The sequence below is a fragment of the Streptomyces sp. GQFP genome (assembly GCF_021545335.1).
Classification (GTDB): domain Bacteria; phylum Actinomycetota; class Actinomycetes; order Streptomycetales; family Streptomycetaceae; genus Streptomyces.
In genome coordinates this window covers 697,374-717,013 of record NZ_CP089312.1, presented here as the reverse complement: position 1 = coordinate 717,013, position 19,640 = coordinate 697,374, and the positions used below count along the sequence as shown (strand labels likewise).

At 70.9% G+C, this 19,640-nt stretch carries 18 protein-coding genes, 1 tRNA gene and 1 pseudogene; 14 read left to right on the top strand and 6 right to left on the bottom strand.

Annotated features, from left to right (window positions below):
• Positions 1-583: 583 nt before the first annotated feature.
• Together LUX31_RS03315 and LUX31_RS03310 are read left to right on the top strand one after the other, a co-directional pair.
• Positions 584-1,489: a YceI family protein gene (locus LUX31_RS03315; RefSeq protein WP_235473012.1), complete on the top strand. Its 906-nt coding sequence runs from the start codon at positions 584-586 to the stop codon at positions 1,487-1,489.
• A 126-nt stretch (positions 1,490-1,615) separates the two neighbouring features.
• Positions 1,616-2,383, top strand: a complete 768-nt coding sequence (locus LUX31_RS03310; RefSeq protein ID WP_235473011.1) for an NPP1 family protein — start codon at positions 1,616-1,618, stop codon at positions 2,381-2,383.
• Positions 2,384-2,395: 12 nt separating this feature from the next.
• On the opposite strand, the gene LUX31_RS03305 is transcribed toward LUX31_RS03310, so the two are convergent.
• Complete coding sequence (locus tag LUX31_RS03305; RefSeq protein ID WP_235473010.1) at positions 2,396-2,896, bottom strand: excalibur calcium-binding domain-containing protein; 501 nt, start codon at positions 2,894-2,896, stop codon at positions 2,396-2,398.
• Positions 2,897-3,065: 169 nt separating this feature from the next.
• Between LUX31_RS03305 and LUX31_RS03300 the strand changes: the two genes are divergently transcribed.
• Positions 3,066-3,142, top strand: a tRNA-Pro gene (locus LUX31_RS03300).
• A 27-nt stretch (positions 3,143-3,169) separates the two neighbouring features.
• Here the strand turns inward: LUX31_RS03300 and LUX31_RS37790 are convergent.
• Positions 3,170-3,520 (bottom strand): annotated as a pseudogene (locus LUX31_RS37790) (alcohol dehydrogenase catalytic domain-containing protein); the annotation flags it as partial.
• Between the two features lie 97 nt (positions 3,521-3,617).
• Between LUX31_RS37790 and LUX31_RS03290 the strand changes: the two are divergent.
• A complete protein-coding gene (locus LUX31_RS03290) occupies positions 3,618-4,421 on the top strand; it encodes an SDR family NAD(P)-dependent oxidoreductase (RefSeq protein ID WP_235473009.1) in 804 nt (267 codons plus the stop codon).
• Between the two features lie 69 nt (positions 4,422-4,490).
• Here the strand turns inward: LUX31_RS03290 and LUX31_RS03285 are convergent, their stop codons facing one another.
• The 4 genes from LUX31_RS03285 to LUX31_RS03270 form a co-directional block, all read right to left on the bottom strand.
• Entirely contained in the window at positions 4,491-6,239 is a 1,749-nt protein-coding gene (locus LUX31_RS03285) for an ABC transporter permease (protein ID WP_235473008.1), read from the bottom strand.
• 4 nt (positions 6,240-6,243) lie between these two features.
• A complete protein-coding gene (locus LUX31_RS03280) occupies positions 6,244-7,383 on the bottom strand; it encodes an ABC transporter ATP-binding protein (protein ID WP_235473007.1) in 1,140 nt (379 codons plus the stop codon).
• A gap of 132 nt (positions 7,384-7,515) precedes the next feature.
• The gene (locus tag LUX31_RS03275; protein ID WP_235473006.1) at positions 7,516-8,529 is read right to left on the bottom strand and encodes an extracellular solute-binding protein; all 1,014 of its coding nucleotides are present in this window, start codon (positions 8,527-8,529) and stop codon (positions 7,516-7,518) included.
• A 284-nt stretch (positions 8,530-8,813) separates the two neighbouring features.
• Positions 8,814-9,962, bottom strand: a complete 1,149-nt coding sequence (locus LUX31_RS03270; protein ID WP_235473005.1) for an acetyl-CoA C-acetyltransferase — start codon at positions 9,960-9,962, stop codon at positions 8,814-8,816.
• 121 nt (positions 9,963-10,083) lie between these two features.
• Here LUX31_RS03270 and LUX31_RS03265 point away from each other — a divergent pair, with 121 nt between their 5' ends.
• From LUX31_RS03265 to LUX31_RS03220, 10 genes are all read left to right on the top strand, one after another.
• The gene (locus LUX31_RS03265) at positions 10,084-11,295 is read left to right on the top strand and encodes an acyl-CoA dehydrogenase family protein (RefSeq protein WP_235473004.1); all 1,212 of its coding nucleotides are present in this window, start codon (positions 10,084-10,086) and stop codon (positions 11,293-11,295) included.
• Between the two features lie 95 nt (positions 11,296-11,390).
• A complete protein-coding gene (locus LUX31_RS03260) occupies positions 11,391-12,179 on the top strand; it encodes an enoyl-CoA hydratase/isomerase family protein (RefSeq protein ID WP_235473003.1) in 789 nt (262 codons plus the stop codon).
• 5 nt (positions 12,180-12,184) lie between these two features.
• A complete protein-coding gene (locus LUX31_RS03255; RefSeq protein WP_235473002.1) occupies positions 12,185-12,556 on the top strand; it encodes a Zn-ribbon domain-containing OB-fold protein in 372 nt (123 codons plus the stop codon).
• Complete coding sequence (locus LUX31_RS03250) at positions 12,553-13,701, top strand: thiolase family protein (protein WP_235473001.1); 1,149 nt, start codon at positions 12,553-12,555, stop codon at positions 13,699-13,701. Before LUX31_RS03255 ends, LUX31_RS03250 begins: the two co-directional genes overlap by 4 nt.
• A 40-nt stretch (positions 13,702-13,741) precedes the next feature.
• Positions 13,742-14,959, top strand: coding sequence for an acyl-CoA dehydrogenase family protein (locus tag LUX31_RS03245; protein WP_235473000.1), 1,218 nt, complete (start codon positions 13,742-13,744; stop codon positions 14,957-14,959).
• A complete protein-coding gene (locus tag LUX31_RS03240; protein WP_235472999.1) occupies positions 14,956-15,933 on the top strand; it encodes a phosphotransferase family protein in 978 nt (325 codons plus the stop codon). Before LUX31_RS03245 ends, LUX31_RS03240 begins: the two co-directional genes overlap by 4 nt.
• Before the next feature lie 47 nt (positions 15,934-15,980).
• Positions 15,981-17,195 carry an acyl-CoA dehydrogenase family protein gene (locus LUX31_RS03235; RefSeq protein WP_235472998.1) on the top strand — a complete coding sequence of 405 codons (1,215 nt, stop codon included), beginning with the start codon at positions 15,981-15,983 and terminating at the stop codon, positions 17,193-17,195.
• On the top strand, positions 17,192-17,962 hold the full coding sequence (locus LUX31_RS03230; protein WP_235472997.1) for an SDR family oxidoreductase: 771 nt from the start codon (positions 17,192-17,194) through the stop codon (positions 17,960-17,962). The genes LUX31_RS03235 and LUX31_RS03230 overlap by 4 nt, the downstream gene beginning before the upstream one ends.
• A complete protein-coding gene (locus LUX31_RS03225; RefSeq protein ID WP_235472996.1) occupies positions 17,959-18,783 on the top strand; it encodes an SDR family NAD(P)-dependent oxidoreductase in 825 nt (274 codons plus the stop codon). The genes LUX31_RS03230 and LUX31_RS03225 overlap by 4 nt, the downstream gene beginning before the upstream one ends.
• A complete protein-coding gene (locus LUX31_RS03220; RefSeq protein ID WP_235472995.1) occupies positions 18,780-19,574 on the top strand; it encodes an enoyl-CoA hydratase/isomerase family protein in 795 nt (264 codons plus the stop codon). The genes LUX31_RS03225 and LUX31_RS03220 overlap by 4 nt, the downstream gene beginning before the upstream one ends.
• The last annotated feature ends 66 nt before the right edge of the window (positions 19,575-19,640 follow it).

The window sequence follows — 19,640 nt, the reverse complement described above, 5'->3', positions numbered from 1 at the left end:
TCAACGCATGATCGCGAGACTGTCCAGTGATCGGCGTCTCCGATGCGCTCTGGGGCTGGGGCCGGCTGTCGCGAAGCGCTTGTTGAGGCCGGGACAGTCGTGTCGTCCCAGCCCCTCCGCGGTGTGTTGTCTCGCCTCGGTCGTGGTCGAGTCGTCGGCCTCGGAGTCCGTCATCTGTGGGGCGTTCGCCCCGACCCCGGCTCCGGCGGGGATGTCGTCGAGGTCGATCGGGGCCGGTGACGAGGGTGACCCGGCGAAGAGCTGGCGCACTGGTTCACCCTCACCTCATTCAGCCGGGCCGGGTCCTTCGGCTGTCGGCACCTCTTGGACTTGCAGGGCTGGGGAGTTCGCTAGGCGGCTTCCTGAACGGACTGCTATCTTCCTTGCCGCCGGGAGGGGTGTATCGAAATGAGACACCCGCGTCGCGGTCGGTTGGACCAAGATCGCGATTGGATCATGGCCTTGTGCGGGAGGGCTGGTCTGTGCCCGGGTTCGCGTGGACAGCCAGCCTCGGCTCTGACGGAGTCGGCTCAGGCATTCTGCGGAGTTCGATTTTGACGGTACGTCAGGAAAGGTGAGCCGTATGGCTTTCGCGCTCCTCAGGCGTCGGCGGTCCAAGGTGGCCGGTGCCGGCTTGGCACTGCCTCTGCCGCCGGGCGCGGGCGCCCTCGGCTGCGAGGTCCTGGACCCGCTGGGGCAGCCGATGGGCGGCGCCGATGTGACCGTGTCGGCGGTCGACATCCACCATGTGATGGCGCGCGGGACGACGGACCCGTACGGCTTCTTCCTGGCAGTCCTGCCGCCGGGCCGCTACAGCCTGATGGTCGCGGCGGAGGGGCTGACGCCGCACCGCGAGACGGTCGAGGTCGTCGGCGACACCGCGCTTCCGGCGGAGCGCATCCAGCTGGAGCCGGCCCGTCAGCTGGACCTTCCCCTGCCTGGTACCTGGCTCTTCGATCCGCCGCACACGGCGATCCGGTTCATCGCCAAGCATGTCGGGATGGCGAACGTGCACGGCCGGTTCGAGCGGTTCGAGGGCGGCATCCAGGTGGCCCAGCAGATGACGGACTCCTGGGTGTCCGTCCGGATCGACGCGTCGAGCATCACCACGGGCAACCTCACCCGGGACAACCACCTGCGGTCCGCCGACTTCCTCGACGTCGAGCGCTTCCCGTACATCGACTTCGCGAGCACGCGGTTCGCGTACCGCGGCGGCAGCAAGTGGACGCTGCAGGGCACGCTGACCATGCACGGGGTGACGCGTTCGGTGGGGCTGGAGACCACGTACCTGGGCACCGTGAACGGCGGCTACGGCGAGGAGTTGCGCTGCGCCGCCCTGGCCAGGGCCGAGCTGCACCGCGAGGACTACACGCTCAACTGGCGTTCCATGCTGGCCCGTGGCATCGCGGTGGTCGGTCCGACCGTCCAACTGGAGCTGGACGTACAGGCCATGTACCGGACGCACGACACACCCACGCCGCCGGAGTAGCGAACGCGGAGTGGCCAAGACGTCCGCCGGGCGCCCCTGAAGCTTTCCTTCCGAGTGACCCATCCGTGACATGGGCATGCAAATCTGGCCGAGCCCCGCACCCCGGACGTCGATCAGGAGGCCCCAGTGAAGAGACGTGTGCGCATCCGCAGAGCCTCGCTCGTCCTCGGCAGCGCGATCGCGCTGCTCGTCGCCTTTCCCGGCACCGCCCTCGCCGCCCCGCCCGGGGCCCTGCTGGCCAACGCGGACGGCACCGAGCAGACGTACCAGCCGGCCTACGACTACGACACGGACGGCTGCTACTCCACCCCCGCCATCGGCCCCACGGGCACCCTCAACGGCGGCCTCAACCCGACCGGCGCCCTCAACGGCTCGTGCCGTGACGCCTCCGACCTCGACAACACCAACGGCTACTCCCGCTACAAGTGCAACAACGGCTGGTGCGCGATCATCTACGGCCTCTACTTCGAGAAGGACCAGGCCCTCGCGGGCAGCAGCATCGGCGGGCACCGGCACGACTGGGAGCACGTGGTGGTGTGGGTGCAGAACAACGTGGCGCAGTACGTCTCGACGTCCAACCACGGCAGTTTCAGCATCTACAACCGTAGCCAGGTCCGCTGGGACGGCACCCACCCCAAGATCGTCTACCACAAGGACGGCATCAGCACGCACTGCTTCCGCCTCGCCAACGCCAACGACGAACCGCCGGAGAACCACGAGGGCACCTGGCAGTACCCGCCGCTGGTCGGCTGGAACGGCTACCCGTCAGGCATCCGTGACATCCTGACCTCCGCCAACTGGGGCAGCGCCAACTTCGGCCTCAAGGACGGCAGTTTCAACTCCCACCTGGCGGCGGCCATGCCGGCGGGCATCACGTTCGACCCCAACGCCTGACCCTCGCAGCGGTCACTCGCAGCCGACCCCGTCGCCGTCCCGGTCGAGATGCCGTCCGTAGCCCGGATCGCCGGCACGCACCGGGGCGGCACCTGCCGCGCGGGCCGCGGTGCAGTTGTCGTAGTACACGCTCTCGTCACCGGAGCCGGAATCGGATCCAGAGCCGTCGTCGGAGCCGGAACCCGTGTCGGTGCCGGTGTCGGCAGCCGGTTCGGCCGTGACGGTCCTGGTCGCCAACACCGTGACCGTCGGGGCGGGTTCGGGTGCGGCCGTCTCGGTGGCGGTGACCGTCGCGGTCGCCGTTGCCGTGACGGTCGCGGTGGGCCGCGGTTCGGCGGACACCGGGTCCTTGCCGTCGTCGCCGGTGCCTATACCGACACCGATGAAGAGCGCCAGCCCGAGGCCGGGCAGTACGAATCTCTTGCGGGCCCATCTCGGGCTCTGCCGGTCCGGCCCGGCCCCCGGTATCGGAGCCGGTTGCGGGGTGCCGGGAGTGTTGTACGGGTTGCTCATGGTCGTCCCCCTGGGTTGTGTTTAAGGTGGGTCGACGGTAGTGCGGCGGATGATGCGGTAAGGGGCCCTTGATGCCTCGGTGACCGTTCCGTGACCCCTCGGAGGTACGGGCGGGTGTGCGGTAGGGTTTGTCTGTGCGATCACGCGGGGCAACCGCGGGTCGACGCAACGGGACGTGGCGCAGCTTGGTAGCGCACTTGACTGGGGGTCAAGGGGTCGCAGGTTCAAATCCTGTCGTCCCGACCAGCTCTGATGCCGGTCGGAGGTCGTTCTCTCGTTCACGAGTCCAGGCCCGTCGCGCCGGTCGCAGGTAGTCCTCTGCCCCGGCCGAACAGCGCCCGCACCGCCCGCAGCCCCAGGGGCCGTAGACCACCACCCGCTCTCCCACCGTCGGCCCGGTGGCCTCGGGCCCCGCTCTGCAACCCGGTCGGCGACCTCGTGCCCGAGGGTGAAGGGCGTCCGGTAGGGCAGGGCGCCGGGGCCGGCGTCGATCACGTGCAGATCGGAGCGGCAGAGCCCAGCCGCCTCGACGCGCACCAGGACCTCCTCGCCCCGAGGCGTCGGCCGTTTCACGTCGGTGACCGTCGGACCGCCGTCCCAGTGCGTCGACCGGACCGCTCTCATCACGCTCTCCCGTCGTGCCTGTTGACATGTGAAGGGCAGTAGCAAAAATGAACTCAGTTCAGTAAGGCTCGATACGACGACTGAGGCAGGTGGCTCGATGGATGCCGAGGGAACGGGACGCGGGCGTTTCGAGGGAAGGATCGCGCTGGTCACCGGTGCGGGATCCGGCATCGGTGCGGCGGTCGCCCGAGGGCTGGACGCGGAGGGTGCCAAAGCGGTCGTACTGGCGGACATCGACGGCCCGGCGGCCGCATCCGTGGCGAAGGAGGTGACGAGCGGACACGCGGTGGCCCTGGACGTGGCGGACGCCGGGCAGGTCGACGCGGCCGTCGACGAGGTCGTACGGGCGCACGGCCGGCTGGACGTGGTGGTGCACGCGGCCGGGGTCGACGATCCGGTGGCGAAGCGGTGGCTGGCGGAGGCGCTGGTCGCCGACCGCCCGCCCGAGGTGACCGCGCGGCTCGGCGACGGGGCATGGCAGCGGGTCCTGCGGATCAACCTGGACGGCACCTTCCACGTGCTGCGCGCCGCCCTGCGGGCGATGATGCCGAACCGGTCCGGATCCGTCGTCACCGTCAGCTCCTCCGCGGCCTTCGACGCCCTGGTCGGCTATCCGCACTACGCGGCCTCGAAGGCCGGCGCGCAGGCGCTGAGCCAGTCCGTCGCCAAGGAGGCCATCGCGTTCGGCGTCCGCGTCAACACGGTGGCCCCCGGACCGACGGAGACCGCCATGACCGCCAAGAACCCCGAGGTGATGCGCAAGGGCTTCACCGACCCGCGCGTGCGACCGTTCGCCACCCCGGAGGAGATCGCCGCCATCGCGCTGTTCCTGGCGAGCGACGAGGCGGCCAACCTCGTCGGCGCGGTGCTGCTCGCCAACGGTGGCCGTTTCACGGCATAGCGCCAGGCGCCTTCGCCGGCGGACCCGGAATCCCGTGCCATGGATTCCGGGTCCGTACGACCGCCCCTGTCAGAGCTTGTCGAAGACGTCGGAGCCCGCGACGGCCACGGCCACGATGACGCCCGCCGACGTCACCAGCGTCATGATCAGCGCGATCGCCGCGACCAGCGGGTACGAGCCGTTGGTCCAGTAGTCGAACAGGATGGTGCCCATGACCTGTGTCGTGGGCGCCCGTACCAGCAGCGAGGCCGTGAACTCGTGGGTGAGCAGCACGAACATCAGCGCCCCGGCACCCGCGAGGGTGGGACGCAGCAGCGGCAGCACGATCTCGGTGTTGGTCCGCAGCGCGCCCGCTCCACTGGTACGCGACGCCTCCAGGTACGTGTCGCCGAGGGCGACCATGCCGGACAACTGCATCCGGGTGGCGAAGGGCAGCATCAGCGTCACGTAGACGAGAACGATCACCGTGCGGGTGCCGTACAGCATGAACGGCTCACGGCTGTACGTCAGCAGGAAGCCGACGCCGAAGACCACGGCGGGGATGCCCAGCGGCATCGCCACGATGAAGTCGATCGCGGCCCGGATGAGCCGGAACCGGCGCCCCTTGAGCAGCAGTGAGGCGGCGACGAAGCCGATCGGGAGCGCGATGGCGACGGAGATGAGCGAGGTGGTGAGGCTGTTGACGATGGCGTCGGTGATCCCCGACTCCGTGAACACGCTCCGGAAGTTGTCCAGAGTGAACCCGCCCGCATCGATCGTGCCGCTCCAGAAAGGGGAGAGCGATACGACGATGAGCGCGCCCAGCGGCAGCCCCAGAGCCACCAGGCTGTAGGCGAGGATGCCCGCGACCGCGAGCCATGACGGCCGGCCGCTCGCCCTGAACGCCTTGCCCCCGTGGGTGACGAAGCGGCTGTGATCGCCGAGGAGCACCTTCTGGAAGAGGACGACGGCGATGCCGAAGAGCAGCAACGGGGACCCGATCGCGGCGGCGCGGCCGTAGTCGACCGGGCTCTGCGACACGGCGACGTACATGTCGGTGGTGAGTACGTCGATGCCGTTGGTCCGTCCCAGCAGCAACGGGCCGGTGAACTGGCCGAGCCCCAGGAGCAGGGCCACGAAACCGCCGTACACCAGCACGGGGCGGAGCAGCGGCAGGGTCACCCGGAAGAACACCCCGGGCGCGGACGATCCGCTGACCTGCGCGGCCTCGATCAGCTCGGAGTTGATGTTGGTGAATCCGGCGCTGACGAACAGGTAGACGAAAGCGGTCAGGCCGAAGCCCGTGATGACCACGATCCAGGGCAGCGTGTAGATGTCGACCGGCCCCTCGCGGAGGTGGTCCCACCAAGGCAGCTTGCGCAGAGCCGCGTTGAGGTATCCGGGCCGGGGCGAGAACAGGAAGGCCCAGCCGGTGACCGCGGCCACGGCCGGGACCACGATGGGCAGGATCGGCAGCGCGCGCAGCAGGCGTAGTCGGGGCGGCAGGCGGGTCGCCGCCCAGGCCAGGAACGTGCCGAGAACCAGGGCGATGGCCAGTGAGCCCAGGGCCAGGCCCGCCGTGGTGCGCAGCGTCGTGGCCATCTCGGGGCCGTCGAAGGCGGTCTTGTAGCCACGGGCGCCGTCCTCGAAGGCCAGCTGTTGCAGGCCCACCAGCGGCGAGATCACCAGGTAGCCGATGGCGGCCAGGAAGGCGAGGGCACCGAGCCGGGGCAGGAGACCCCGCGCACGGGTCAGGGCTGTCAGGGGCAGCGGGGCCCGGGGCGGCGGGGTCGTGGCCGAGGGCGGGGCAGGTACGGCGGGTGCGGGGGGTGCGGCCATGAGGTCACGCCCCGACCGCGGTGGCGGGCGCCCGCGTGCCTATGCGGACGCCGTCGGCGCCGTAGTAGATCGCCGCCTCGCCGGGGAACCATGCGGTGACCTGCTCTCCGGGCGCCAACCGCCGCGCCCAGGGCTGTTCGCCCAGGGGCGCCCGGGCCTGCAGGCGGCAGTCGGCGAACGAGACCACCACGTCCATATGGCGGCCGCCGAACTGGGCGTCGACGATCTGCGCCGGGAGGCCGACACCCCGGTCCGGCGGTTTCTCGTCGGCCGGAGCGAGCCGTAGATCGTCGGGGCGCAGCCGGACGGCGACCTCGTCGTGCGAGCGGGGCACCGGGAGTTCACCGGCCACCGGTTGCCCGTCGAGTGTCCATCCGCCGCCCTGGCGCCGGAGCGGCAGGCGGTTCGACATGCCGATGAATCCCGCGACGTACTCGGTGGCGGGTTCCTCGAACACCCGCTCAGGCGTGTCGAGTTGCTCGATCCGGCCCGCTTTCATGATCGCCAGGCGGTCGCCGAGCGCGAGCGCCTCACTCTGGTCGTGGGTGACGAACACGGCGGTGAAGCCCAGCCGTGCGTGCAGCTCGTGCAACTGGGCGCGTACCTGGTCGCGCAGCCGGGCATCGAGGTTGCTGAGCGGTTCGTCGAAGAGTACGAGGTCGGGCCGGGCGACCAGGCCGCGGGCCAGGGCGACCCGCTGTTGCTGGCCGCCGCTGAGCTGGCCCGGATAACGGTCGAGCAGGGCGCCGCAGTCGACGAGTTCCGCGGTCTCCTCGATCCACTGGCGGGACTGCTCGCGGTCCACGCGCCGGGCGCGCAGGGGATATCCGATGTTGCGGCGCACCTGCATGTGCGGCCACAGCGCGTACGACTGGAACACCATCCCGATCCGCCGCTTGTTCGGCGGCAGGTTGGTCTTCGCGCGTGCGTCGAGAACCGTCCGGTCGCCCAGCGAGATGCGTCCCTCGTCGGGCGTCTCGAGGCCGGCCAGACAGCGCAGCGTGGTGGTCTTCCCGCAGCCGCTCGGGCCGAGCAGAACGATGAACTCGCCCGCCTCGATCTCCAGTGACAGGTCGTCCACCGCGACCGACGGCGGCTTCCCCGCGAACCGTTTTGTCAGGCCTTCGATGCGCACGTGGGACATGGGGCAATCCTTACGTCTGAACGTCTGAAGTCACTGAACGTCTGAAGTCACTGAACGTCTGAGCGTCGGAAGAGTCGAAGGAAGCGGGTGGGCATCCACGGGTACGGATGCCCACGCCGATGTGCACCGGTCCTACTGGAACAGCGACTTCCACTTCTTCTGGTACGCGGCCACCTTCTCCGGCGTCAGCTTGGCCGGATCCTGCACCCGCACCTTGTCGTTGGTGATCAGAGTGCCGGGGATGTTCGGCAGCACCGACCCGGCCGAGGGTGTGATCAGCTCCTGCCCCTTGGCGGTCACCATGAAGTCGGCGAACAGCTGGGCGGCGTTGGGCTGCGGTCCGGTCTTCAGGATCATGCCGTAGTACCGGGCACCCCATGCGCCGGAGGGGGGCATGCGGAAGTCGACCGGCGCACCCTTCTTCTTGGCGGGGACGAGTGTGATCGGGGGCACGAAACTGCCGGCGGCGATCTCACCGGATGCCAGCGCCTCGCCCATGGGGAGGGAACTGGGATAGACGCGCGGCTTCTGGGCGGCCAGCTTCTCCACGAAGTCCGCGCCGTACGTCTCCTCCAGCCAGAGGTAGAAGTCGACGAAGGCGGGTGCGGTCGGCTCGACGACGCCGATCTTCCCGTTGGCGAGGGCCGGATCGAGCAGGTCCGGGTAGTCCTTCAGCCCCTTGGGGTAGAGATCGGTGTTCCAGCCGAAGGTGAGCACCGCGGCGTTGGTCTCGAAGAAGTTGCCCTTATGGACGTACTGCTTGGCGTCGTAGTCGCCCTTGCCGGTCAACTGGGGGCCGGTCGGCGCCAGGAACTGTCCCGCGTCGGCCTGGGCCTGTACCCAGGACAGGCTGGCGCTCACGTACATGTCGGCGATGCCCTTGCCGGTCTGGATCTCCGTCTCGACCTTGACACCGAGATCGCCGTCGGTGCCCCGGACGGTCTTGACGTCGATCCCCGGATACTTGGCCTCGAAGGCGGCGGCGAGGTTGTTCAGGTCGTCCAGACTCTGGGCCGAGTAGACAGTGACCTCACCCTCCTTCTTCGCCGCGGCGATCAGCGCGTCGATGCCTTTCGCCGCAGGCACGACCTGGGACTCGTTGCTGTCCCCGCCGCTGCCGCAGCCGGCAGCCATCAGTGTGGTCATCAGTAGCAGAACCATGGGCAAGGCCCCGCGCCTTTGCGGATGTGCTCGCATTCTCGGCTCCCTGTGTGAAACCGGCTCCCAGTCGAACCGACGGGCTCATACGCGGATTTGTCGCTGGGTGGCGGCCGGCTGGCTAGGATGGCGTGGAAGCTACCAAACTGAACTAGGTTGGGCAATAGTTTGGACGGTAGCCGTGGCTGCGTAACGGCACGCTTGATCGCCGGGCGCGCGATTCTTTTGAACTCATCTCAGTTCGATGCGGCGGAGGTGGGTGGGGGATCGGATCAGAGACGTTCGACGATGGTGGCGTTGGCCATGCCGCCGCCTTCGCACATGGTCTGCAAGCCGTAGCGTCCACCTGTACGGCGAAGCTGGTGCACCAGCGTCGTCATCAGGCGGGCGCCCGTGGCGCCGAGCGGATGGCCCAACGCGATGGCCCCGCCGAACGCGTTGACGCGCTCGGGTGGGGTGCCGATCTCCTTCTGCCAGGCCAGGACCACCGATGCGAACGCCTCGTTGATCTCGACCAGATCGATGTCGCCCATCGACAGTCCCGACAGGTGCAGCACCTTCTCGGTGGCCGGAATGGGTCCCGTGAGCATGATGATCGGGTCGGAGCCGACGACGGCCATGGCGTGCACCCGGGCAAGCGGGGTCAGTCCGTGCCGGCGCACCGCGTCGGCGGAGGCGAGGAGCAGGGCCGCGGCGCCGTCGGAGATCTGACTGGAGACGGCCGCGGTCAACCGGCCGCCGTCGCGCAGGGTCTTGAGGCCCGCCATCTTCTCCAGTGACGTGTCCGGTCGTGGTCCCTCGTCGACCGCCAGCCCGAAGGTGGGTACGACCTCCTCGGCGAACGCGTCCGCGGCCCACGCGTCGGCTGCCCGTCGGTGGCTGGCCAGCGCGAAGCGCTCCATGTCCGCTCGGGAGACGTTCCACTTCTCCGCGATGAGCTCGGCGCCGCGGAACTGTGACACCTCCTCGTCGCCGAAGTGGGCGCGCCACCCCTCGCCGTCGTAGGGATGGCCCATGCCTTCCCGTATGCCGACGATCGCGGGGCTGGCGATGGGCACAAGGCTCATCACCTCCACACCACCGGCGACGACGAGCTCGGCCGTCCCGGACATGACGGCCTGGGCGGCGAAGTGCACGGCCTGCTGCGACGAACCGCACTGCCGGTCGATGGTGGTGCCCGGCACATGCAGGGGCAGGCCGGCCGCCAGCCATGACGTGCGGGCGATGTTGCCGGTCTGAGCGCCCATCTGGCCCACGCAGCCCAGGTACACGTCGTCCACGGCGCCCGCGTCGACCCCGGTCCGGTCGATCAGCGCACGCAGTACGTGCGCGGCGAGATCGGCGGGGTGTACGCCGCTGAGCGCGCCGCCCCGGCGGCCGACGGGTGTACGGACGGCGTCGACGATGAAGGCCTCGGTCATGGTCCCTCCAGACTGCGGGGCGCCTTCGGGGGGCGCCCCGCTCCTTGCCACCGACTGTTGACAGGCGGCTTACGGTAGCAAAAATGAAGTCAGTTCAATATGGGGGCGAGGTGGTGGACTCATGGTGGACTCCATGGGCGACGGCGACGGCGACGGCGACGGCGACGGTGTCGGTGTCGGTGGTGGTGGTGGACGGCCGGCGGTGGGTGTCGCCACCGCTCTGCTGCCGGAGACCGAGGAGCAGCGGCAGTTGCGTGCCGTGCTGCGCGACTTTGTGGCCGGGACGTGCGGGCCGGAGGCCGTCCGCGAGCAGGTGGCCGGTTCGCGGGGGTGGGACCGGGTGCTGTGGGAACGGCTCGCCGGTGAGATCGGCGTGCACGGGCCGGCCGTACCGGAGGCGTACGGCGGGTCCGGGTACTCCTTCGCCGAGCTCGCCGTGGCGTTGCGGGGGCGGACGCGTTCTGTGTCCGGCGCCGCTGCTCCCGACCGTCGTGCTCGCCGGGTACACCCTGCCACTCAGCGGCGACCGGCGGGCGTGCGCCCGCTACTTGCCGCGGATCGCCGAGGTGCGCTGACCGCCACCGTGGCCGGGTTCCTCCATGCCGCCGAGGTGACCGCCGAACGTGCGGGCGGCGGCTGGGTGTTGCGGGGCGCGGCGGACTTCGTGCCCGACGGCCACGGCGCCGACCTGATGGTGGTGGCTGCCGGCGTGCCGGACGGCGGGGTGCGGCTGTTCACCTGTGAACCGGCCGCCGGGACGTGCGTCCGCACGCCGCGCCGGGTGCTGGACTTCACCCGCCGTCAGGCGCTCGTCGAGTTCCGGGGGGCTCCGGCCGAGCCGCTCGGGGAGGAGGGAGAGGTGCCCGGGGTCGTCGCGACGGTCCTGGACCGGGCGAGGGTGGCGCTCGCCGCCGAGCAGGTCGGAGGCTGTGGGCACGTCCTGGACGCAACAGTGGGCCATGTGCTGCAACGAAGTCGGTTCGGCCGTCTGTTCGGCTCGTTCCAGGCGGTCAAGCACCGGCTGGCCGATGTGCTGGTCGAGTTGGAGGCGGCGCGTTCGGCGACCGCCTTTGCGACGGCCAGCGTCGTGGAGGACGTGGAGGGCGCCGCGCGACTCGCGGTGGCCGCGAACGCGGCGGCGGTGGTGTGCTCGGGGGCCTATCGCCTCCCGACCGACGAATATGTGCAGTTCCATGGCGGTATCGGGTTCACGTGGGAGCACGCGGCTCATCTGTATCTGCGCCGGGCGCGCGGTGACGACGCGCTGTTCGGTACGGCCGACGATCACCGTGCCCGGCTGGCCGGAATGCTTCGGTTCGCCGGATCCCCCTGACGGGCCGTGGGCAGCTGTGGGCGGCCGATCTATTGACACGGGTCCGGGCGGCACCTAAGAATCGTACTGAATTCACTTCAGGTTGGGAGAGTGGAATGGCAGTCGAAGACGAGATCCAGTTCGAGCGTGACGGGCATGTCGCCCGGGTCTGGCTCAACCGACCGCACAAGAAGAACTGCGTGACCGTGCCGATCCTGGAACGGCTGGACGAGATCGTCACCGAGGTCGACGCCGACCCCGAGCTGCGCGTACTGATCCTTCGGGGCCGGGGCGGCACCTTCTGCTCCGGGTTCGACCTGGACAGCCTGAAGGCCGACTTCGTCGGCAGGTCCACCGCGATGGAGGTGGCCGTGAAGTCCGCGAAGATCTGCGACCGCCTCTACTCCATGAAGACCCCGTCGATCGCCGTGCTCGAAGGCCATGTCACCGCGGGCGGCTTCGAGTTGATGATCTCCTGCGACTTCGCGATCTCCGCGGACGACGCCCTGATCGGCGACTTCCACATCCGGCGCGCCCTGTACGGCGGGGCCGGCCCGATCTACCGGGTGCCCAGGATGATCGGCATCCGCAAGACCAAGGAACTCATGCTCACCGGCAAGCTGCTGACCGGAGTCGAGGCGGCCGAGTTCGGCCTCATCAACTCCTCGGCTCCGGCCGACAAGCTGGACGCGACGGTCGAGGAGTTCGCCGGGCAGCTCACCGACAAGAGCCCGTTCACCATGTGGATCACCAAGATGACCATCGACCGCAGCCTGGACGCCGACATCCAGTCGCTGATGGTCATGGAACACCTCGCGGTCGGCGTCGTGCTCAACTCCGACGACGCCTCCGAGGGCGTCTCCTCCTTCCTGGAGAAGCGCGAGCCGAAGTGGAAGGGGCGCTGACCGGCATGGCCGAGGCCCGGCCCGCCCCGGTCGGCGGTGCGCTGCGGGGCTCGCGCTGTTCCCGGTGCGCGGTGGCCGCATACCCGGCGGATCAGGCGTGCCCGCGCTGCGGAGGAGCGGCCGCCCCGGCGGTCCTCTCCGCAACGGGCACGCTGTGGACATGGACGGTGCAGCGGTTCGCGCCCAAGTCGCCGCCGTACGCCGTCCCGGAGGGCGGGTTCGAGCCGTTCCTGGTCGGCTGCGTCGAACTGCCCGAGGGCGTACGGGTCCTCGCCGTACTGGACGGCGTACGCCCGGAGGACGCGAGGATCGGCATGCCGCTGGCCGTCACGGCGACGGGCGGCGGAGTGCCGCGAGCGATCAGGGCCGCGGTGTGAGCGCCACCGACGTACTGGTCTGCGGCGCCGGGATCACCCCGTTCGGCCGGTCGGAGGCCACCGGCAGACAGCTCGCGGTGCAGGCTGTGAACGCCGCGCTCGCCGACGCCGGGCTGCCCTGGTCCCGGGTCCGGGCCGCGTTCGGCGGCAGTGACGCCGCCGGGAACGCCGACACCCTGGTGGCCGAACTCGGCCTGACCGGGCTGCCGTTCGTCAACGTCCGCAACGGCTGCGCCACCGGCGGCAGCGCCCTGGTCTGCGCCGTCAACGCGATCCGCTCCGGCGCGGCGGACGTGGCCCTCGCCGTCGGGTTCGACAAGCACCCGCGCGGCGCGTTCGACCCGGTGCCCGCCGACTGGGGGCTGGACGAGGCGTACGGCAGCGAGGGCCTCATGGTAACCACCCAGTTCTTCGCCATGAAGATCCAGCGCTACATGCACGACCACGGCATCACCCCGCGCACCCTCGCCCTGGTCGCCGAGAAGGCGTACGCCAACGGCGTCCGCAACCTGGGCGCCTGGCGCCGCAAGCCGCTCGACGCCGACGAGATCCTGGCTTCGGGCCTGGTCAACGACCCGCTGACCCGTTACATGTTCTGCTCGCCCGGCCAGGGCGCGGTCGCCCTGGTGCTGTGCTCGCGGGACGCCGCACGCGAGCTGGGCGGCACCCCGGTCACCCTGCGCGCGGCCGTCGTACGGACCCGGCGCTTCGGCTCCTTCGAGGTGTTCAGCCCCTCGTCGCCCGCCGGCACGCCGACCAGCGTCAGCCGGGACGCGGCGGGCGCGGCCTTCGAGGAGGCGGGGCTCGGCCCGGGAGACATCGACGTCTGCCAGCTCCAGGACACCGAGAGCGGCGCAGAGGTGATGCACATGGCCGAGTGCGGGTTCTGCGAGGACGGTGAGCAGGAGCGGCTGATCGCCTCCGGCGCGACCGGGATCGGCGGGGCACTGCCCGTCAACACCGACGGCGGCTGCATAGCCAACGGCGAGCCGATCGGTGCCTCCGGGCTGCGCCAGGTCCACGAGATCGTCCAGCAGTTGCGCGGCCGGGCCGGCGACCGCCAGGTGCCCGGCGGCCCGGGCACCGGCTTCACACACGTCTACGGGGCGCCGGGCGTCAGCGCCTGCACCGTACTGACCCGCTGAATGACCCCGCTGAATGACCCGCTGAATGGGGGTGGAAGAAGTGAACGCTGTTCCCGATCCGGAGGAGTTCCGGACCGAGGCCCGCCGCTGGCTGGCGGACGCCGCGAAGCCCCGCGACGCGCGGCGGGAATGGGGCAGCGGCGACGACTCCGTGGCCGTGTTCGAGAACTGGACCGAGGACGAGGAGCGTGCGTCCACCGAGCGTATCCGCGTATGGGAGCGCACCCGATACGACCAGGGCTGGGGCGCGCTCGGCTGGCCGGAGGAGTACGGCGGCCGCGAACTGCCCGCTCACTACGAGCAGTTGTACAGGGCGGAGGAAGCGGCCTTCGAGGTGCCCCGGCGTACCGAGGTCTTCCCCGTGACCCAGCAGCTGGTGGCCCCGGCGATCCGGATCTGGGGCACCGAGAAGCAGAGACAGCGCTGGCTGCGGCCCATGCTCCGCACCGACGAACTGGCCTGTCAGCTGTTCTCCGAGACCGAGGCGGGCTCCGACCTCGCCGCCGTCCGTACGAGGGCGGTCCGCGACGCGGACGGCGACGGCTGGGTGCTGCGGGGCCACAAGATCTGGACATCCGGAGCCCGGGTGGCCACCTGGGGCGTGGCCGTGTGCCGCACCGACCCGGATGTCCCCAAGCACGCGGGCATCACGGTGTTCCTGGTGCGGATGGACGCGCCCGGCGTGACCGTACGGCCCATCCGGCAGATGACCGGCGGCTCCAGCTTCAACGAGGTCTACCTCGACGACGTCGCCGTCCCCGACAGCGACCGGCTCGGTCCGGTCGGCGAGGGCTGGCGGGTCACGCTCACCGTGCTGGCCGCCGAGCGGCTGGACTCCGGCAGCCTCGGCCTGGACAACGCCGACCGCGCCCTCGAACTCGCCCGGCATCTGCCGCGGTTGCTCACCGGCGGCGAACAACAGCAGGCGGCCGACCTGTTCGTACGTACCCTGGTCCAGCGGTTGATCGGTCTGCGTGTCACGGCGGCCCTGGTCGCCGGCCACGAACCGGGCGCGGAGGCATCGGTCGGCAAGCTCTACGCCACCGCGACCATGCGCGCCACCACCGACCTCGTCGCTCAGCTCCTCGGGCCGCGCCTCGCCGCCGACACGGGGGAGTGGGGCACCTTCGCCTGGACCGAGCACCTGCTGGGCGCCCCCGGCTACCGCATCGCGGGCGGCAGCGACGAGATCCAGCGCACCATCCTGGCGGAACGGGTGCTCGGGCTGCCCAAGGAACCCAAGGGGGCCGCGCGTTGAACACTGTCACCGGCGTGACCGAACTGTCCGGGCGGGTACGGGAACGGCTCGCCGCGCTCCACCCCGGTGAGCCGCCCGGCGATCTGGAGACGCTGCCGGGCGGCCACTCGGGCCTGACGTACTCCGTCACGGTGGGGACCGCTGCCCGCTACGTCGTCAAGGCGGTGCCGCCCGGGCAGCGGCCGGTCGGCCGCAACGACGTCCTCCACCAAGCCCGGGTGCTGCGCGCGCTCGCCGGCTCCCCGGTGCCCGTGCCCGGCGTCGTCACCGTGGACGAGCGCGAACCGGCCTGGTTCGCCATGGAGTTCGTCACCGGAGAGGCGGTCGAGCCCGTCCTCGACGAGCACCGTCTCGACCCCGGACTGTGCCGGACGCGGATGCTGGAGCTGGCCGGCGTGCTGCGCAGGCTGCACCGGACCGATGTCCACGGCCCCGCCCTGGACGCGCCCGAGCCTCTCGACCCGGCGGCCGAACTGGAGCGGTGGAGCCGCACCATGCGCGCCGTACCGGCGGAACTGCGGCCCGGCGCCGATGAGTTGCTGCGCCGCCTGGCCGCCGCCGCGCCGCCCGGCCTGCCGCCGGCCCTGATCCACGGCGACTTCCGGCTCGGCAATGTGCTGTGCCGGGGCGAGAGCGCCGCCGCCGTCGTGGACTGGGAGATCTGGAGCACCGGCGATCCACGCACCGACCTCGGCTGGTTCCTGCTCTTCACGGACCACCGCAACTTCCCCGAACTGGGCAGGCCGGTCCCGGGCCTGCCCACCGAGCCCGAGCTGCTGGACGCCTACCTCGACGGGCGGCCCGCGCCGCCCGCGTTCGACTGGTTCCGCGCCCTGACCCGCACCAAGATGGCCGCGATCATGGGCCACAACCTGCGCAGGCACCGCGAGGGCAAGCACCACGACCCCGACCAGGAGCGGCTGCCCCCGACCATCGCGGCGATGATCCGCGACGCCCACGACATCCTCGGCTGAGAGGCCGGAAGGACCGAAGGAACCGAAGGACCAAAGGAGCGCCACCCATGGATTTCGGACTGTCCCCGAGGACCGAGGAGCTGCGGACGCGCATGGCCGCGTTCATGGACGAGTACGTCATCCCGGCCGAGGCCGTGTACGACCGGCAGCTCGCCGAGGCCGACGACCCGCACACGCTCCCCCCGGTCATGGTCGAACTGAAGGAGAAGGCCCGCGCCGAGGGCCTGTGGAACCTGTTCATGGCACACGGCGACTGGGGCGCGGGACTGACCAACCTCGAATACGCGCCGCTCGCCGAGCTGGCCGGCCGGTCCGTCATCGGCCCGGAGGTCTTCAACTGCTCCGCCCCCGACACCGGCAACATGGAACTGCTCGCCCTCTACGGCACGCCCGAGCAGCAGGACCGCTGGCTGCGGCCCCTGCTGGCGGCCGAGATCCGGTCCTGCTTCGCGATGACCGAACCGGAGGTCGCCAGCTCCGACCCGCGCAACCTCCGCACCCGGATCACCCGCGACGGCGACACTTACGTCGTCAACGGCCACAAGTGGTACACCTCCGGGATCCTCGACCCGGACTGCCGGCTGATCATCCTCATGGGAGTGTCCGACCCCGACGCGCCGACGTACCGGCAGCAGAGCATGCTGCTGATCCCGCGCGACACCCCCGGCATCACCGTCCTGCGCGACCTGCCCATGTTCGGCTACACCGACCGGCTCGGCCACGGCGACGTGCTCTTCGAGGACGTACGGGTGCCGGTCGGCGCCCTCCTCGGCGGTGAAGGCGAGGGCTTCGCCCTCGCCCAGGGGCGGCTCGGCCCCGGTCGGATGCACTACGCCATGCGCGCCGTCGGATTCGCCGAGCGGGCGCTCGAGCTGATGTGCCGCCGGACCCTGGCCCGGACCGCGTTCGGCGGCCCGCTCTCCGAACAGGGCGTCGTACGCGAGTGGATCGCCCGCAGCCGTGTGGAGATCGAGCAACTGCGGCTGCTGGTCCTCAAGTCCGCCTGGCTGATGGACACCGCGGGGAACGCCGCCGCCCGTACCGAGGTCGCCGCCATCAAGGTGGCCGCGCTGGACGTCGCCCACCGGGTGGTGGACCGGGCGGTCCAGGCCCATGGCGCGGCGGGCGTCAGCGACGACACCGTACTGGCTCGGCTGTTCGCGATCACCCGGGCGCTGCGCATCGCGGACGGGCCGGACGAGGTCCACCTGCGCACGGTCGCCCGCCGCGAACTGGCGAAGTACGAGAAGGAGTCGGCGTGAACGCACTGCACGGCCGCACAGCCCTGATCACCGGCGGCTCACGCGGCATCGGCCTCGGCATCGCCGCCGCGTACCGCGAGGCGGGCGCCCATGTGGTGATCGCCGCCCGCAAGGCGGACGGTCTCGCCGAGGCCCGCGAGGAACTGCTGCGGGTCAAGGGCGACGGCGACGTCCACGAGGTGGTCGCCAACGCGGGCGAGCCCGAGCAGGCCGAGCGGTGCGTCGCGCAGACCGTGGCCCGGTTCGGGCGGCTCGACATCCTGGTCAACAACGCGGCCACCAACCCCTACATGGGCGACCTGCTCGATCTCGACCTGCCGCGCGCCGAGAAGACCGTACGCGTCAACCAGTACGGCATGGTCGCCTGGACCCGGTACGCATGGCGCGCGTGGATGTCCGAGCACGGGGGAGCGGTGGTCAACATCGCCTCCGTCGGCGGCCTGATCGTCGACCCGCACATCGGCTGGTACAACGCCACGAAGGCGGCGATGCTGCACATGACCCGGCAACTCGCCTATGAACTCGGGCCGAAGGCGCGGGTGAACGCGATCGCGCCCGGCCTGATCAAGACCGAACTCGCCCGTGCCGTATGGGAGCCGCGGGAGCCGGTCCTGACCGCGAAGCTGCCACTGCGCAGGCTGGGGACGGTCGAGGACGTGGCCGCCGCGGCGCTCTTCCTGGCCTCCGACGCGTCCTCCTGGATGACCGGCCAGACACTCGTGCTGGACGGCGGGGCCACCGCGCTGCCGATCGGGGTGGAGGGATGACGCCGGCCGATCTGTTCTCCCTGCACGGCCGGACGGCCGTCGTCACCGGTGCCTCCTCCGGGCTCGGCGCCCGGTTCGCCGCCGTGCTCGCCGGGGCCGGCGCCACCGTGTTCGCCGCCGCCCGGCGCCTTGACCGGCTCAAGGAGCTGGCCGACGCCGACCCGCGCATCCACCCGGTCGCCTGCGACGTCTCACGCGACGTGGACCGCGTACGGCTGGCCGAGACCGCACTCACGGCCTCCGGGCGCTTCGACATCCTGGTCAACAACGCGGGCGCCCCAGGGGCAGTACGCGCCGAGGACGAGAGCGCGGACGACTTCGCGGCCGTGCTCGGGGTGAACCTGGTGGCCCCCTTCCACCTCGCCCGGTTGCTGGCCGAGGCGGATGCGCCGCCGGGTGACCTCGGCGGTCCCGGCGGTCCCGGCGGTCCCGGCGGTCCCGGTGACCCCGGCTTCGCTGGAGGCAGGTGCGTCGTGAACGTCTCGTCCGTCCTGGGCCTGGTGTCCGGGGCCCCGATGGGTGGCGCGGCCTATGCCGCGTCCAAGGCGGGCCTGGTCGGGCTGACCCGCGAACTGGCAGGCCAGTGGGGCCGGTCGGGGGTCCGGGTCAATGCCCTGGCCCCGGGCTGGTTCCGTACGGAGATGACCGAGGAACTGTTCGCGGACGACCGCTCCCGCCGCTGGGTCGAACGCGGCACCATGCTGGGCCGGGGCGGCGGCCCGGAGGAACTGGACGGGGCGCTGCTCTTCCTCGCCTCGGACGCCTCCTCGTACTGCACCGGGCAGGTGCTCACCGTGGACGGCGGATGGACGGCGCGATGAGGGTCACGGTAGGCGTCGACGGCGCCGGGGTGGCCCATGTCGAGATGTGCCGTGAGAAGGCCGGCAACGCGATCGACCTGGCCATGGCCCAGGGACTGCTGGACGCCGCCCGGTCGTGCCGACGCGCGGACGTACGGGCGGTGCTGCTCACCGGACAGGGGCGCTCCTTCTGTGTCGGTGGCGACCTCCGGGAGTTCGCGGGCCTGTCCGGCGAGCGACTCGCCGCGCATCTCACGGCGGTCACCGACGCGCTGCACGGGGCGCTGCGGGTGTTCGCGGGGCTCGACGCGCCGCTGGTGGCCGCCGTGCAGGGAGCGGTCGCGGGAGCGGGGGTGGGGCTTGCGGCGGCGGCCGACCTCACCATCGCCGCCTCCGACGCGACCTTCACCGCCGCCTACACCGGCATCGGATACTCGCCCGACGCGGGGGTCAGCTGGTCGTTGCCCCGGCTCGTCGGCCCCAAGCGGGCCCTGGACCTGCTGCTGACCAACCGTCGTGTCCCCTCGGCCGAGGCGGCCCGGATGGGCCTGGTGAGCAGGGTCGTCGCCACCGACCGGCTGCCCGAGGAAGCCGCACACGCCGCGACGGCACTCGCCCGCGGGGCCACCGGCGCACTCGGAGCCACTCGACGGCTTGTCGCCGGGGCACTGTCCACGGGCCTCGACGCACATCTCGACGTGGAGGCCCGCCACCTGGCCGCCGCCGCTGTCTCCGCCGAGGGCCGCGAAGGCGTGGACGCCTTTCTCGCCAAACGCCGCCCGGACTGGTCCGGTCCCCGGATGGACTCGTAACCGAGTTCAACTTGGGTTTACCCTCGGTATCCGACCAGTGATCGGTGCCGATCGCGGAACGCAGGG